Raw genomic sequence first — 14,709 nt, 5'->3', positions numbered from 1 at the left:
CGGGGGCGGCCCCAGCAGGACGGAAGTTTCACGTGAAACCGGTCGACCCGCGTCTGCTCCGCTACGCCCACGCCACCCGCGGCTTCCTGGTCGCGGTGGTGGTACTCGGGCTGGCCGGAGCGGGCCTGGTCGTCGGCCAGGCGATGCTGATCGCCGAGATCGTCGTCGGGGCGTTCCAGCACGACCTCGATCCCGGCGCGCTGACCACACCGCTGGTGCTGCTCGCCGCGATCTCCATCGGGCGCGGTCTGGTCTCCTGGCTCACCGAGCTGGCCGCGCACCGCGCCGGCGCGGCGGTCAAGTCCGAGCTGCGGATGCGGCTGATCGAGCGGGCGGCACGGCTGGGGCCCGGCGCGGTGATCGGCCGCACGGACGGTGGCGCACAGGCTGCGGGTCCGTACGGTCCGGGGGCGGACGGCGCGGGCACACCCGGCGGTGCGGGCACCCTGGAGATGCGCACCGGCGAACTCACCGCCCTCGCCACCCGCGGCATCGACGCGCTGGACGACTACTTCGCCCGCTATCTGCCGCAGTTGGGGCTGGCGGTCGTCGTCCCCCTCGCGGTGCTGGCGCGGATTGTCACCGGTGACTGGATCTCGGCGCTCACCATCGTCCTCACCCTCCCGCTGATCCCGCTGTTCATGATCCTGATCGGCTGGGCGACCCAGGCACGGATGGACCGCCAATGGCGGCTGCTCGCCCGGCTGTCGGGACACTTCCTCGATGTCGTCGAGGGCCTGCCGACCCTCAAAGTCTTCGGCCGGGCCAAGGCTCAGGCCGCCTCCATCCGGGCCATCACCGGCGCATACCGCCGGGCGACGATGCGCACCCTGCGGATCGCCTTTCTCTCGTCCTTCGCGCTCGAACTCCTCGCCACCATCTCCGTCGCGCTGGTCGCGGTCGGCATCGGTATGCGGTTGGTGCACGGCGAACTCGATCTCTACACCGGCCTGATGGTGCTGGTGCTGGCGCCCGAGGCCTATCTGCCGCTGCGGCAGGTCGGCGCGCAGTACCACGCCGCGGCCGAGGGGCTCTCGGCCGCGGAGGAGATCTTCGCGGTACTGGAGACACCGCTGCGTACGCCCGGCACCGCACCCGCGCCCGAGGGCACGGCGCTGGCCGTGGAGGATCTGGTGGTCCGCCACCCCGGGCGCACCGCCGACTCGCTCCCGGCGACCTCGTTCGAGGTCCGGCCCGGCGAGACCGTCGCCCTGATCGGTCCTTCCGGCGCCGGCAAGTCGACGCTGCTGAGCGTGCTGCTCGGTTTCACCGAGCCTCACGCGGGCCGGGCCCTCGTCGACGGCCGGGACATCGCCAGCCTCTCTCCCGAGAGCTGGCGGCAGCGGATCGCCTGGGTGCCGCAGCACCCGCATCTGTTCGCCGGCACCATCGCCGAGAACGTACGGCTGGCGCGTCCGGACGCGGAGGACGCCGCGGTGCGCGCCGCACTGGACGACGCGGGCGCGCTGGACTTCATCGACGCGCTCCCGGAGGGCATGGCGACCCGGCTCGGCGAGTCCGGTTCCGGGCTCTCGGCCGGCCAGCGCCAGCGCCTTGCGCTCGCCCGCGCCTTCCTCGCCGACCGCCCGATCCTGCTCCTGGACGAGCCCACCGCCAACCTGGACGGCGCGACCGAGGAGGCGATCGTGGCCGCGGTGCGCCGGCTCGCCGTTGGCCGTACGGTCCTGCTCGTCGTCCACCGGCCGGCGCTGCTGGCGGTGGCGGACCGGGTGGTGCGGTTGCCGGATCCGGCGGGTGAGGCGGATTTGCCGGGTGCGGTGGGTGCGGAGCCGCGCGCCGGTGTGGCCGTGGCGGCGGCTGCGCGCCAGGAGACGGCCATGGCCCCGTCCGCCGCGGAACGGGACTCCGCCGAGGCGGCAGCCGGGGCTCCGGACAAGGACGAAGACGAGGGCACCGAGCCCGACTTCCACCCCGGCCTCGCCCGGGGTTCGGCGCTCACCCGGCTGCGGCGGACGGCCCGTGCCCATCGGGCGCAGTTCGCGATGGCGCTGCTGCTCGGGAGCCTTGCGCTGGGCAGCGCGGTGGGCCTGATGGCGACCTCGGGATGGCTGATCTCACGGGCGGCGCAGCAGCCGCCGGTGCTGTATCTGATGGTGGCGGTGACCGCGACCAGGGCGTTCGGTATCGGCCGTGCGGTCTTCCGGTACGCCGAGCGACTGGTCGCCCATGACGCGGTGTTCCGGATGCTCGCCGAGGTACGCGTCGCCGTCTTCCGGAGGCTGGAGCGGCTGGCACCGGCCGGGCTGAAGGAGCGCAGCCGCGGCGATCTGCTGTCGCGCCTGGTGGCCGATGTCGATGCGGGGCAGGACTACTTCCTGCGCTGGCTGCTGCCCGTCGGGGCGGCGGTACTGGTCGGCGCGGGCGCGGTCGGTTTCACCGGATGGCTGTTGCCGGAGGCCGGTGTGATCCTCGCCGTCGGCCTGCTGCTCGCGGGTGTGGGGGTGCCCCTGCTCTCGGGTGCGCTGGCCCGGCGGGCGGAGCGTCAACTGGCGCCCGCGCGCGGACGGCTCGCGACCCGCGTCGTCGATGTCCTCACCGGAACCGCCGAGTTGACGGTGGCCGGTGCCCTCCCCGCCCGTACGGAATCGGTGCGGCGCGCCGACCGGGATCTGACCCGGATCGCCTCCCGCTCGGCCACCGTGGCCGGGACCGGCGCCGGGCTGTCGGCGCTGCTGTGCGGGCTGACGGTCGTCGCGGCGGCGGTGGCCGGCGTCCAGGCCGTGCATGAGGGCCGGTTGGAGGGCGTGGCACTGGCCGTGGTCGTGCTCACCCCTCTCGCCGCATTCGAGGCGGTGACCGGGCTGCCGCTCGCCGTGCAGTACCGCCGGCGCACCCGGCACGCCGCCGAGCGGGTCTTCGAGGTGCTGGACGCCCCGGTCCCGGTGCAGGAGCCGGCCGTGCCCGCCGACGCTCCCGAGACGCCGTTTCCGCTGGCAGTACGGGATCTGACCGCGCGCCACCCGGGACAGGACCGGCCGGCGCTGGACGGCGTCGGCTTCACCTTGACCGCCGGCCGCCGGCTCGCCGTCGTCGGCCCGTCCGGCTCAGGCAAGACCACGCTGGCGCAGGTGCTGCTGCGCTTTGTGGACCGGGAGTCGGGGACGTACCTGCTGGGCGGAACGGATGCCCGGACGGTGGACGGTGACGCGGTCCGGCGGCTGGTGGGGCTGTGTGCGCAGGACGCGCACCTCTTCGACAGCTCGCTGCGGGAGAACCTCCGGCTCGCCCGCCGGGACCGGCGCGGCACCTCGGGCGACGCCGACCAGGACCTGTGGGACGCGCTCGGCCGGGCGCGGCTCGCGGACTGGGTGCGCGGGCTGCCCGACGGCCTGGACACCATGGTCGGCGAGCACGGCGCCCGGCTGTCCGGTGGTCAGCGGCAGCGGCTGGCCCTGGCGCGTGCCCTGCTCGCGGACTTCCCGGTACTCGTTCTGGACGAGCCCGCCGAGCACCTCGATCTGGCCACCGCCGATGCACTGACCGCCGATCTGCTGGCCGCGACCGAGGGCCGTACGACGGTCCTGATCACCCACCGGCTCACCGGTCTCGAGGCCGTCGACGAGGTGCTGGTCCTGGACCAGGGGCGGGTCGCGCAGCGCGGGAGGTACACGGAGCTGGCCGCGGCCGACGGTCCGTTCCGGCGGATGCTGGAGCGCGAGCGGGCGGTGGATACGGCGTACGGCGACGCGCGGCCGGTGGCATACGGCGACGCGCAGCCGGTGGTGCACGACGACGCGCAGCCGGTGGCATGAGGCGGGCTGCCGGTGGCGCGGGACGGCGGACCGCCCCGGGCCCGCACCCGGCCATGCCTCCGCCCTGCACCGGGCTCCCGTCTCCTGCCCCGTCCCGACTCCTCGCATAACTGGACTTTCCTAAGAAAACAGCCCTTATTAGGCTCATGGCATGGCAGCCACGGCAGAACCCCCACCCTCGGACCCCAGGGAGGCCGGGAGCGAGGGCGCGGGTGCCGTCCCCGACCCCATGGACGCCGCCACCGAGGCGACCCGCAGTCTGCGGGGCCTGTCGTCCGAGCTGACCGCCCGGGTGCCGCAGCTGCTGGAAGCGATGCGTACCGTCGGCGCGGGTCTCGATCTGCACATCACCCTGGACCGGATCGTGGAGACCGCCGCCGAGCTCGCCGACGCCCGCTATGCCGCGATCGGGATCATCGACGATGCCCGCGAGGGGCTGTCGGACTTCGTGACGCACGGGGTGAACGGGGAACAGCACCAACGGATCGGCGCGCTGCCCGACGGCCACAAGGGCCTGCTCGGTGCGCTCATCCATGATCCCAAGCCGCTGCGCCTCGGCGACCTCACGAAGGACTCCCGCTCGGCCGGGTTCCCGGCCGGGCACCCGCCGATGCGGACGTTCCTCGGGGTGCCGATCCGGGTCCAGGGCGAGATCTTCGGCAACCTCTATCTGACGGAGAAGCGCGGCGGCGGGGAGTTCAGCGAGGAGGATTTGCACATGGTGCGGGTGCTGGCCACCGAGGCCGGTATCGCGATCGGCAACGCCAGGGTGCATGCGGCAACCCGGCAGCGGGAGCGGTGGATCGACGGCTCCGTGGCGGTGACCACCGAACTTCTCGCCGGCAGCGATGTCGACGATGCGCTCGCGGTGGTCGCCGAGCAGGCCCGCAAGCTGGCGGACTCGGCGGCCGGCATCGTGCTGCTGCCCGACGAGGGGGGCGGTCTGGAGATCGTCGCGGTGTCGGCGGACGACCCCACCGGGATCATGGGGACGCAGATTCCGCCCCACAGCCCGGTGGTCGAGCAACTTCTCGCCGGGGAACCGGTGTTCGTGCACGACTCGGCCACCGACCCGCGGATGATCACGGATATCGCGGCCCGCTTCGGCCCCAGCATGATGCTGCCGCTCAAAAGCGGCGGCCGGGTGCTCGGCACCCTTGCGACCCCGCGTGCCAGGGGCGCCCGCCCGTTCACCGCCGCAGAGCGGACGCTGGCCACCCAGTTCGCGGCGCAGGCCGCGCTGGCGCTGGTGCTGGCCGACGCGCAGCGCGACCGCGAGCGGCTCGCCGTCTACGAGGACCGCGACCGGATCGCCCGTGACCTGCACGATCTCGTCATTCAACGGCTTTTCGCGACGGGCATGATCCTGGAGAGCGCACAGCGCAGATCCGTCGTGCCCGAGGTGGCCCGGGGCGTCGGCAAGGCCGTCGACGAGCTGGACATCACCATCCAGGAGATCCGGACCGCGATCTTCGCCCTCCAACAGGGACCGGCCGAGGCGCCGTCCGGGCTGCGGACCCGGGTCCTGCGCGAGATCGGCACCGCAGCCGTACCGCTCGGCTTCCAGCCGTCGGCCACCTTCGTCGGCCCGGTCGACTCCCGGGTCGGCGAGCTGACCGGCAAAAACCTGATCGCCGCGCTGCGTGAGGCGCTGTCGAACGCCTTCCGGCACGCCGAGGCCTCCCGGATCGAGGTCGTCGTCGACGCCACGATCCGCCTCCCGGACGGCAACGACGGCGTCCGCCTGACCGTCGCCGACGACGGCATCGGCATCGCGGACGGCGGTCGCCGCAGCGGCCTCAAGAACCTCGCCAAGCGCGCGGAGTCGCTGGGCGGCGCCAGCTCGTACGGCCCGGGGCTGGGCGAGGACGGCACGGGGACGAGGGTGAGGTGGGAAGCGCCGCTGTGAGGGGGCGGGCGTCGACGTGAATCCGGCCGCCGCAGCGCCGTCGCCCTCGGTGCTACCGGTCGCCCCGTGGAGGGCCGTGGTGCAGGATCCGCTCGATGACGGCCGCGACGCCGTCGTCGTTGTTGGATGCGGTACGGCCCGTCGTGGCAGCCAGCACGTCCGGGTGCGCGTTGGCCATGGCGTACGAGGTACCGGCCCAGGTCAGCATCTCTATGTCATTCGGCATGTCCCCGAAAGCGACGACCTCCTCCGGGGAGATGCCGCGCTCCGCACAGCAGCGGGCGAGGGTGCCGGCCTTGCTGACGCCGGGCCCGCTGATCTCCAGGAGGGCGGTGGGGCTGGACCGGGTGAAGGACGCGAGAGCGCCCACGGTCGTCCGGGCCAGCGTGAGGAACGCGTCGGGGTCCAGCTCGGGGTGGTGCGCCAGCAGCTTGATCACGGGCTGCTCGGGGAAGGCGGGGCCCGCGGGATCGGTGGGGCTCTCGGGGCCACCGGACGAGGCGCTCGCCCCCTGGGCGCCGTCGGGTCCGGCCGGGTGCGGACACAGCGTCGAGACGAAGTCCTCGGCGAGCAGCTTCTCGGCCGGTGCGACGACCGCGGCCGGGTCCAGGAGGAGGGGCGGGTACTGCGGCTCGTAGTGGATGCCGCCGGTGCGCTCGACAGCGAACGAGACGCCGGGTGCGGCGTTGCGCAGCGCGTCCACGACGGTGAGCGCGACGGTGCGCTCCAGGGGGCTGACCTCGACGATCCGGCCGCCGCGGTGCAGATCGACGACGGCTGCGCCGTTCGCGCAGATCGCCAGGCCGTGGCCGTGCACATGGTCGCTGACCACGCCCATCCAGCGGGCCGGGCGCCCGGTGACGAAGAACACCTGGATGCCGGCCTGCTCCGCGGCGGCCAGCGCGGCGATCGTCCGGTCGGAGACCGTCTTGTCGTCGTGCAGCAGCGTGCCGTCGAGGTCGGTGGCGATCAGCCGGGGCGCAACGGCCGTTTCGGGCGCCCGTGGTGGCGTGGCGGGGGCATCAGTCACGGGGCCATCTTCCCGTACCGCCGTGCACAGGCGTGCGGTGGGTTGCGCGCATGAGCCCGAGGCGGCCGGCCCATGGCGTACGGGCGGCGGTGGCGGAGCCGTCCAGGGCATCGAGCGAATCGTCCGTACCCTCCGGACGGCCGTACGCTCGGGGGTATGCGACTGAGCACCGTGATACTCCCCGTCTGCCGTTGGTCCGAAGGCGGACGGGAGGCATGGCAGCGCGCCGAGGAGCTGGGTTTCCACGCCGCGTACACCTATGACCACCTCTCGTGGCGGAGCTTCCGCGACCAGGCTTGGTTCGGCGCCCTTCCGACGCTGACCGCGGCCGCGGCCGCGACCTCCCGTATGCGGCTGGGCACCCTCGTCACCTCGCCGAACTTCCGGCACCCGGTCACCCTCGCCAAGGAACTGATCTCGCTCGACGACATCAGCGACGGCCGGATCACCCTGGGCATCGGCGCAGGCGGCAACGGCTTCGACGCCACCGCGCTCGGCCAGGAGCCCTGGGCGCCGCGGGAACGGGCCGACCGCTTCGCCGAGTTTGTCTCGCTGCTGGACCGGCTGCTGACCCAGGATGTCGTCTCCTACGCCGGCGACCACTACTCCGCGCACGAGGTGCGCAACATCCCCGGTTGTGTGCAGCGGCCGCGGCTGCCGTTCGCGGTGGCGGCCACCGGGCCGCGCGGGCTGAAGCTGGCCGCCCAGTACGGCCAGGCCTGGGTGACGACCGGTGATCCCAAGGTCTCCAACGGGGGCGGTACGCCGGAGGAGTCGCGTGAGGCGATCCGCGGACAGCTGGAGCGGCTGGGCAAGGCCTGCGCCGACCAGGGCCGGGACCTCGCCGACCTGCAGAAGATCATGCTGACCGGCTTCACCCCGGACCGTCCGCTGGACTCCGTGGACGCCTTCGTCGACTTCGCCGGACGTCACGCCGAGCTGGGCATCGACGAGCTGGTCCTCCACTGGCCGATCGCCGATTCGGTCTTCGAGGCCGATGCCGCGGTGTTCGAGCGGATTGCCACGGAGGGGCCGGCGCAGCTGGGCGCCCGGTAGGCGGGGCACGGTCCGGCGGTCCCCTACGGCCCGCCGGTTCGTCTCGACCCCGCCGGAGTCGCCTCCGCTCCTCCGAGCCGTTTCCGCTCCTCCGAGCCGTCTCCGCCCCCAGGCACCGCATGTGTCCCGCCGCCCGGCGCGCCCGGCAGTCCCCTGGCCTGGGCTTTACCCCCTATATAGCCCTCAAGAGGGAGAATCGGGACAGCGGCGCAGTGTGCTGCCCGCGGCGCGCGGTGCGGGGACGGCGCGTGGGCGGTCGGCGCACTGCGCGAACTGCGGCGTTGCGGAGGAGCCATGGCACAGACCCGATTCGCCCCGGACCGCGGGCTGACCACACGCATGGTCACCACGATGTTCTTCATCGGGCTGCTGTACGTCGTGGTCGTCGGCGTGCTGGTGGTGCTGCTCAAGGGCGCCTGGGTGGTGGTGCTGGTGATCGCGGGTGCCCTGTTCGTCGCGCAGTTCTGGTTCAGTGACCGGATCGCGGCGTTCAGCATGGGCGCGCGTGAGGTCACCCCGGAGCAGGCGCCCGAACTGCACGGCGCCGTCGACCGGCTGTGTGCGCTGGCCGATATGCCCAAGCCGCGGGTCGCGATCGCTCAGTCGGATGTGCCGAACGCCTTCGCCACCGGCCGCAGCCGGAAGAACTCCCTGGTGTGTGCCACCACCGGGCTGCTCAGGCGGCTGGAGCCGGAGGAACTGGAGGGGGTGCTGGCCCACGAGCTCTCGCATGTCGCGCACCGCGATGTCGCGGTGATGACCATCGCCTCCTTCCTCGGCGTACTGGCCGGGATCATCACCCGGGCCGCCCTGTGGAGCGGTATCGGCCGCAACAACCGGGACCAGAACGCGGCCATCGCCGTGCTCATCGTGACCGCCGTGAGCGTGGTCGTCTATGCGATCAGTTTCCTGCTGACCCGGCTGCTGTCCCGTTACCGCGAGCTGTCCGCCGACCGGGCCGCCGCGCTGCTGACCGGCCGTCCCTCGGCGCTGGCCGCCGCACTGACCAAGGTCACCGGCCAGATCGCAAGGATCCCGACCGAGGATCTGCGCAAGGCCCAGCCGTTCAACGCCTTCTACTTCGCCCCGGCGTTCAACAAGGAGAGCTTCAGCCGGCTGCTGTCCTCGCACCCGACGCTGGAAGAGCGGCTGGACCAACTGGCCAAGATCTCGGCGCAGCTGGGGCGGGCGTGATGAACGGCGCGGCCGGGCCGGATGTGGTGACCGGCGCAGTGGCCGGACGGGATGACCGGCGCAGTGGGGCCGGACGTATCGAGCAAGGAGTAAGTCGCGCATGGGATTTCTGGACGTCATCCTCGGCCGCAGCAAACCGGTAAGCCCCGATCTCGACCGGCTCTTCGCGCTGCCGTCCGCCGCGGTAACCCTTCAGGCCGCGGCCGGATTTGAACCCACCGGCCTGGGGTCGGTGTGTTTCGCGAGCGTCGAGGGCGGGACGTTCTCGCGCATCCAGGAGGAGGCCCGGTCCCTGCTGGACGGTTCGGTGGAGTTCACGCAGGACGCGTACGGCTACACCTGGCTGCTCGCACAGCATCCGCCGGAGGATGTGGCGGGCCTGGTCAACGACCTGCACGCGGTCAATACGTCTCTGGAGGAAGCGGGTTTCGGCCCGCAGCTGCTGTGTTCGCTGGTCGGCTTCCGCGATGAGCGGCAGCGGCCGCTGGCGCTGGTCTACCTCTACAAGCGCGGCACGTTCTACCCCTTCTCCCCGAAGGAGGGCGGCGGCGAGAAGCGCGACAATCCGCTCGAACTGGAGGTGCGGGCGATGCTCGGGGACGACCTGACGATCGAGCAGGATCTGGCGCGGTGGTTCCCGGTGTGGGGGGCGCCGGGGCTCTGAGGAGGCGCTGTCGCGGGGCCGCCGGGGCGGGCTCACGGGGGCGGTGGGGCGGGCCGGCCCTGTGGGGCACACGGATTTCGGCCCGGTCCTACGGGCGAGGGCTCAGCCCGGGAAGCGGAGGAACGGGGCCGGTACGCGGCCGGTGAGCCAGACCCCGTTGGCACTGACCCGGAAGATATGGCCGGCGCGGTGCATCGCACCCGCGTCGACGGTCAGGACCACGGGCTTGCCGCGCCGCGCGCCGACGCGGGTCGCGGTCTCGCGGTCGGGCGAGAGATGGACGGCATGCCGCGACATCGGCCGCAGCCCCTCCTCCCGGATGGCGGCCACACTGCGGGCCACCGTGCCGTGGAAGAGATGGGCGGGTGGTACGGCCGGCGGCAGATCGAGGTCGACCCGCACCGAGTGGCCCTGGTTGGCGCGGATCCGGTCGTCCTCGATGGCGTAACGCTGCTTGTCGTTGCCGGCGGCCACCGCCTCCAACTCCGCCCGGGAGAAGCGGAATCCATGCCGCGCGGCCGCTGTCATGAGTTCTTCCACGGACACCCATCCCTGGGCGTCGAGGGTGATGCCGATCCGGTCCGGTTCGTGGCGCAGATGTTTCGCCAGATACTTCGAGATGCGCACGGAGCGCTGGTTTTCCATGGTTCCAGAGTGCCGCGCACGGCGGGCGACGGCACCTGAATTGTGGGCCCGGGAGGCTGCGGCAGGTGCCGGGCGGCGCTGTCAGCCGTCCGCCCCGCGGGCCTGTCGGGTGACCGAGGGCCTCGACGGCCGTCGCCCGGCCCGTCACTCCTCTTCGGCCTGCCCGCCCTCCGTGTGCTGCGCCCTTGCGAGCGCGCTCGCCTTTCTCGCCCTTGCGCTGGTCACCTCTTCGGCTGCCCAGCGGGCCCATTCCTCCTGGGTCGCCGACATCCGCAGGCCGTACTCCAGCGCGATGCGCCCGTAGACCGAAATCATTTCCTCGTCCCACTCGGCGGTCTCTTCGAGGTGCTCGAGCGTGGCGCGGGTATGCGCGGCGCGCTCGGCCTGATGCAGGAGAAATGTCTGTGCCTCGAGAGGCGTGACGATGCCGAGGAAGAAGACGCGCAGCAGGCCGTCATGGCGCTGGGGGCCGCTGGGCTCGATCTCGGTGAGCCAGTGGCGCAGCTCCGCCAGGCCGTCCTCGGTGATCGCGTATTCCTTGCGGCCGCGGGGGCCGTGGGCGGCGACCTCGACGAGGCCGGCGGTCGTGAGTTTGGTGAGCTCGCCGTACACCTGGCTCTGCGTGGCCGGCCAGACGTTCGAAAGCGTGGCGTTGAACAGCTTCATCAGGTCGTATCCGCTGGCCGGGGCTTCGGCCAGCAGGCCCAGCACGGCATGTCTCAGGCTCATGGTCAGCACTTTACCTTCCACTATTGACATGTCAAAGGTGGAGCTTCTATGTTCGACATGTCGAAGTTGGAAGGTGTCGCGAATGCGGCTACTCGTCCCGGCACTGAGGCGCGCGGTCGTGCGTGAAGAGGGGGAATCATGAACTACCTGCGGAGCTTCATTCCGTGGCTGGTCTTTGCGGGGGTGTCCTCCCTCGGCTGGCAGTGGGGGGCGCTCGCGGGCCTGGTGCTATCCGTCGCGCTGCTCATCGCCGACCGTTCCGCGGGCCTTTCGCTCGACTACCGGCTGCTGGAGTACGGCACGATCCTGTTCTTCGCCGCCCTCGCCGTGCTGGCCTTCGCCCGTCCCGACAGCGGTCTCAAGATGTACGGCAGTGCCCTGTCGACGGGCTGGCTGGCGCTCATCGCCTGGGTGTCGATCGCCGTGCAGCGGCCCTTCACGATGGCGATCGCGCGGCGGATGGCCCCGCCGGAGGTCTGGCACACCCCGCTGTTCCGTCGCATCAATGTCGTGCTCACGGCCGCGTGGGCGCTGTCCTTCACCCTCACCGCGATCGCCCAGACCGTCGTCTCCGCCCATGCGTGGAGCGTCATCATCTCGATCGTCATTCAGATCGCCGGATTCGTCCTACCCCTCCGCTTCACCGCCGCCTACCCGGAGCGGGCCCGTGCCCGCTTCATGGAGAAGTCCGGCGTGCGGGGCGACGCCCAAGGAGGCCTGGCTTCATGACCACCACACCCTCGACCACCCCGTCCGCATCACACGCCCCCGCACCGCACATGGCCGGCAACTTCGCCCCGGTGAAGGATGAGCTGACCGCCTACGACCTCCCGGTCACGGGCACGATCCCGCCCGAGCTCAGCGGCTGGTTCCTGCGGAACGGCCCCAACCCGCGGGACGCCGCCAGTCCGCACTGGTTCTTCGGCGACGGCATGGTCCACGGTCTGCGCCTGGAGGGCGGCCGGGCCGTCTCCTACCGCAACCGCTGGGTCCGTACCTCCACCTTCACCGAGGGCGAGCGCACGGTGGACGCGCAGGGCCGCCGCAATCTGGCGGCGGGCGTGGCCAACACCCATATCGTCCGGCATGCCGGACGCACCCTCGCACTGGTCGAGTCGTCGTTCCCCTATGAGATCGACTGCCGCCCCGGCCATGAGCTGGAGACCATCGGCGCCCATGACTTCGGGGGCCGGCTCACCACCGCCATGACCGCCCACCCCAAAACCTGTCCCACCACCGGCGAGCTGCATTTCTTCGGATACGGCGGCCCCACCCCGCCCCATCTCACCTACCACCGTGCCGACGCGTCAGGGGAGTTGGTGATCAGCCGCCCCATCGATGTTCCGGGGCACACGATGATGCACGACTTCCATCTGACCGCCCGCCACGTCATCTTCATGGACCTCCCGGTGGTCGCCGACCGCAACCACCCCGGCATGCCGTTCCGCTGGGACCCGGAGTACGGCGCCCGGCTCGGGGTGCTGCGGCGTGACGACCCCTACGGCGAGGTCCGCTGGCTGCCCATCGACCCCTGCTATGTCTTCCACGCCCTGAACGCCCACGACGACGGTGACCAGCGGATCGTTCTGTATGTGTCCCGCTACGCCGAATACGGCGCCATGACCCCGCCCTACCTCTGGCGCTGGACCATCGACCTCGCGACGGGCGCGGTCACCGAGGATCAACTCGACGACCGTTTCTGCGAGTTCCCCAGGGTGGATGACCGGCTCGCCGGGCTGCCGGCCCGCTTCGGTCATGCCACCACCGGCGAGCTGCCGGGCAGCGGTCCGATACCCGGCGCCCTGCTCCGCTACGACCTGCAGACCGGTGCGGTCGTCCGGCATGACTTCGGCCCGGGGCGCACTCCTGCTGAGGCCGTCTTCGCCCCGGCGGACGATCGCCCGGGAGGGCCGGGCTGGCTGATCACCTATGTCTACGACGCCTCCACGGACACCAGCGATCTCGTCGTACTCGACGCGGAGGACATATCCGCCGACCCGGTCGCCACGGTCCATCTCCCGCAGCGAGTGCCGTACGGCTTCCATGGCAACTGGCTCCCGGATCCGGCCGGCTGAAGCCCTGAAGGGCGCGGTGGGGGGACCGCGCACCGCCTGATCCTTGACAACTCAAGACGGTGTACGGCGGGAGGCGGGCGGGCTCCCGACGGGGCGGCACGGGCTCGCGGCCGGAGCCCGTGCCGCAGGCGGAGCAGGGTCCGCCCCGGCCCCGGTAAGAGTTCGGCGTGGACATCGGCGTCGGCGTGGTCGTCGGACCAGGTGTGCCGTCCGCACGAACGACGGGACTTTGGCGACGGGCCTAGGTGTGCTGTCCGGGCACGTTGCCCGCCTGGTGCTCGGTGTCGGTGTCGGCCGCTTCGCCCGCCGGCGCGTTCCCGCTTCCGCCCGACGCCAGGGCGTCCATGGTGCGGGCCTGCACCTCCCGGTGTGCGGCGGCGGCGATGAAGGCGGCCGTGTTCTCCGCGCCCACCAGAGCCCGTACGGCCTGTACGGCCTCGGCGGGGAGCAGCACGGTTTCCGGCACCGCACCCGGGCCGGTCGCGGTACGGGGGTCCGTGACCGGCCCGGGGGCGCCTGTCGGGGCGGCCGTCGGGACGACCGGCGGAGGCCCGGGAGCGGCCCGTGGACCGGGCACGCCTCCGGCTCCCGCCTCGGCTCTCGGCCCGGCTCCCGCCTCGGTGGGCGTCCCGGCAGGCGCCCGCTCGGCGCGGTCCGCCGCCACCGCCACCGACGCCGGGCCCTCCGCTCCCCCGGGCCCGTGCGCCTCTGCCGGTAGTGCCTCGCTGAGGTGATGGCGCAGATACCGGGTGGCCAGAGTGCGCATGGCGCGGGCGAGTTCGGCGTCAATGGTCTGCTGGGCCAGGGGGCGCAGCCGGCGGACGAGCGCGGCGGCTTCCGCGGCCTCTGCCTCGGTGGGCGGGTGGTCCAGGAAGGGCTGGAAGACATGCTCGGTGGTGAAGTCCAGGAAGCGGGAGGCGATGTGCTCGACCTGGCCCCGCACCTCCCGCAGATGACCCGAGATCGCCCGGAGCGGGACACCGGCGGAGTGCAGTTCGGCGGCGACGGCGAGTTCCTGCGGGCTGGGGACCAGGAACTCGTCGCCCTCGCCGGGGATCCTCTCCAGAACGCCCAGTGCGACGGCCTCGGCGATCGCTTCCTCGTCGGAGGTGCCCCCGAAGGCGGCGTCCAGGTCCTGGCGGCTGATGCGGGACGACTCCTCGTCGGTCCACGGCCCGTCGATCTCGGCGACCAGGCCCAGGACCCCGCCGAGATCGAGGCCCGCGTCCCAGGCCCCGAGGAGTTCCTTGATGCTGGCCAGGGTGTAGCCGCGGTCGAGGAGATCGGCGATCTGGCGCAGCCGGGCCAGATGGGTGTCGCCGTAGACATTGGCCCGGCCCCGGCGTTGTGGGCGGGGGAGCAGCCCGCGGTCCTGATAGGCGCGGATCGTGCGGACCGTGGCGCCGCTGAGGTGCGCCAGGTCCTCGATGCGGTATTCGGCCGTCGGCGGCTGCTCGGTCACTGAGGTGCTCCTTACGAGAGGCCGCGCGCTACGAGAGGGCAGCGCGGTCCACCGCGCCCGCCGCGGCCCGTGCGGCCGGGGAGGGCGTCGGAGGGACGGCGGCCGTGCACGGCGACCCTTCCTGCGAGGGATGGTACGACCGCCGCAGACACCGCGGTTTCGCCGCTCCCGG

Annotated in this window: 11 protein-coding genes; 7 read left to right on the top strand and 4 right to left on the bottom strand. The window is 72.2% G+C overall.

Annotation, left to right across the window (positions count from 1 at the left end):
* Window positions 1–32: 32 nt before the first annotated feature.
* Together cydD and ACGFWI_RS03630 are read left to right on the top strand one after the other, a co-directional pair.
* Window positions 33–3,773: a thiol reductant ABC exporter subunit CydD gene (gene cydD, locus ACGFWI_RS03635; RefSeq protein WP_393904247.1), complete on the top strand. Its 3,741-nt coding sequence runs from the start codon at window positions 33–35 to the stop codon at window positions 3,771–3,773.
* A 229-nt stretch (window positions 3,774–4,002) separates the two neighbouring features.
* The gene (locus tag ACGFWI_RS03630; protein WP_393904364.1) at window positions 4,003–5,682 is read left to right on the top strand and encodes a GAF domain-containing sensor histidine kinase; all 1,680 of its coding nucleotides are present in this window, start codon (window positions 4,003–4,005) and stop codon (window positions 5,680–5,682) included.
* 52 nt (window positions 5,683–5,734) lie between these two features.
* Here the strand turns inward: ACGFWI_RS03630 and ACGFWI_RS03625 are convergent, their stop codons facing one another.
* A complete protein-coding gene (locus ACGFWI_RS03625) occupies window positions 5,735–6,712 on the bottom strand; it encodes an HAD family hydrolase (protein ID WP_393904246.1) in 978 nt (325 codons plus the stop codon).
* 156 nt (window positions 6,713–6,868) lie between these two features.
* On the opposite strand from ACGFWI_RS03625, the gene ACGFWI_RS03620 reads away from it, so the two are divergent.
* The 3 genes from ACGFWI_RS03620 (at window position 6,869) to ACGFWI_RS03610 (ending at window position 9,626) form a co-directional block, all read left to right on the top strand.
* On the top strand, window positions 6,869–7,768 hold the full coding sequence (locus tag ACGFWI_RS03620; protein ID WP_393904245.1) for an LLM class flavin-dependent oxidoreductase: 900 nt from the start codon (window positions 6,869–6,871) through the stop codon (window positions 7,766–7,768).
* Window positions 7,769–8,062: 294 nt separating this feature from the next.
* Complete coding sequence (htpX, locus tag ACGFWI_RS03615) at window positions 8,063–8,962, top strand: zinc metalloprotease HtpX (protein WP_393904244.1); 900 nt, start codon at window positions 8,063–8,065, stop codon at window positions 8,960–8,962.
* A 100-nt stretch (window positions 8,963–9,062) separates the two neighbouring features.
* On the top strand, window positions 9,063–9,626 hold the full coding sequence (locus ACGFWI_RS03610; protein WP_393904243.1) for a hypothetical protein: 564 nt from the start codon (window positions 9,063–9,065) through the stop codon (window positions 9,624–9,626).
* 102 nt (window positions 9,627–9,728) lie between these two features.
* Here ACGFWI_RS03610 and ACGFWI_RS03605 read toward each other — a convergent pair whose 3' ends face one another.
* Complete coding sequence (locus tag ACGFWI_RS03605) at window positions 9,729–10,271, bottom strand: RNA 2'-phosphotransferase (RefSeq protein ID WP_393904242.1); 543 nt, start codon at window positions 10,269–10,271, stop codon at window positions 9,729–9,731.
* Window positions 10,272–10,415: 144 nt separating this feature from the next.
* Window positions 10,416–11,000 carry a PadR family transcriptional regulator gene (locus ACGFWI_RS03600; RefSeq protein ID WP_393904363.1) on the bottom strand — a complete coding sequence of 195 codons (585 nt, stop codon included), beginning with the start codon at window positions 10,998–11,000 and terminating at the stop codon, window positions 10,416–10,418.
* Window positions 11,001–11,138: 138 nt separating this feature from the next.
* Between ACGFWI_RS03600 and ACGFWI_RS03595 the strand changes: the two genes are divergently transcribed.
* Both ACGFWI_RS03595 and ACGFWI_RS03590 read left to right on the top strand, forming a co-directional pair.
* The gene (locus tag ACGFWI_RS03595; RefSeq protein WP_393904241.1) at window positions 11,139–11,729 is read left to right on the top strand and encodes a hypothetical protein; all 591 of its coding nucleotides are present in this window, start codon (window positions 11,139–11,141) and stop codon (window positions 11,727–11,729) included.
* Entirely contained in the window at window positions 11,726–13,075 is a 1,350-nt protein-coding gene (locus ACGFWI_RS03590; RefSeq protein WP_393904240.1) for a carotenoid oxygenase family protein, read from the top strand. The genes ACGFWI_RS03595 and ACGFWI_RS03590 overlap by 4 nt, the downstream gene beginning before the upstream one ends.
* A gap of 241 nt (window positions 13,076–13,316) precedes the next feature.
* On the opposite strand, the gene ACGFWI_RS03585 is transcribed toward ACGFWI_RS03590, so the two are convergent.
* Complete coding sequence (locus tag ACGFWI_RS03585) at window positions 13,317–14,537, bottom strand: MerR family transcriptional regulator (protein WP_393904239.1); 1,221 nt, start codon at window positions 14,535–14,537, stop codon at window positions 13,317–13,319.
* Window positions 14,538–14,709 lie beyond the last annotated feature (172 nt).

The sequence above is a fragment of the Streptomyces sp. NPDC048434 genome (genome assembly GCF_043200375.1).
Lineage (GTDB): Bacteria > Actinomycetota > Actinomycetes > Streptomycetales > Streptomycetaceae > Streptomyces.
Note: the sequence above shows the minus strand (reverse complement) of the source record. Positions and strands in the feature narration are given on the sequence as shown.

What these genes read in the sequence shown, in the direction of transcription:
- ACGFWI_RS03630 (WP_393904364.1), top strand. Translation starts at nt 4,003, where the DNA reads ATGGACGCCGCCACCGAGGCGACCCGCAGTCTGCGGGGCCTGTCGTCC.
- ACGFWI_RS03620 (WP_393904245.1), top strand. Translation starts at nt 6,869, where the DNA reads ATGCGACTGAGCACCGTGATACTCCCCGTCTGCCGTTGGTCCGAAGGC.
- htpX (WP_393904244.1), top strand. Translation starts at nt 8,063, where the DNA reads ATGGCACAGACCCGATTCGCCCCGGACCGCGGGCTGACCACACGCATG.
- ACGFWI_RS03610 (WP_393904243.1), top strand. Translation starts at nt 9,063, where the DNA reads ATGGGATTTCTGGACGTCATCCTCGGCCGCAGCAAACCGGTAAGCCCC.
- ACGFWI_RS03605 (WP_393904242.1), bottom strand. Translation starts at nt 10,271, where the DNA reads ATGGAAAACCAGCGCTCCGTGCGCATCTCGAAGTATCTGGCGAAACAT.
- ACGFWI_RS03600 (WP_393904363.1), bottom strand. Translation starts at nt 11,000, where the DNA reads ATGAGCCTGAGACATGCCGTGCTGGGCCTGCTGGCCGAAGCCCCGGCC.
- ACGFWI_RS03595 (WP_393904241.1), top strand. Translation starts at nt 11,139, where the DNA reads ATGAACTACCTGCGGAGCTTCATTCCGTGGCTGGTCTTTGCGGGGGTG.
- ACGFWI_RS03590 (WP_393904240.1), top strand. Translation starts at nt 11,726, where the DNA reads ATGACCACCACACCCTCGACCACCCCGTCCGCATCACACGCCCCCGCA.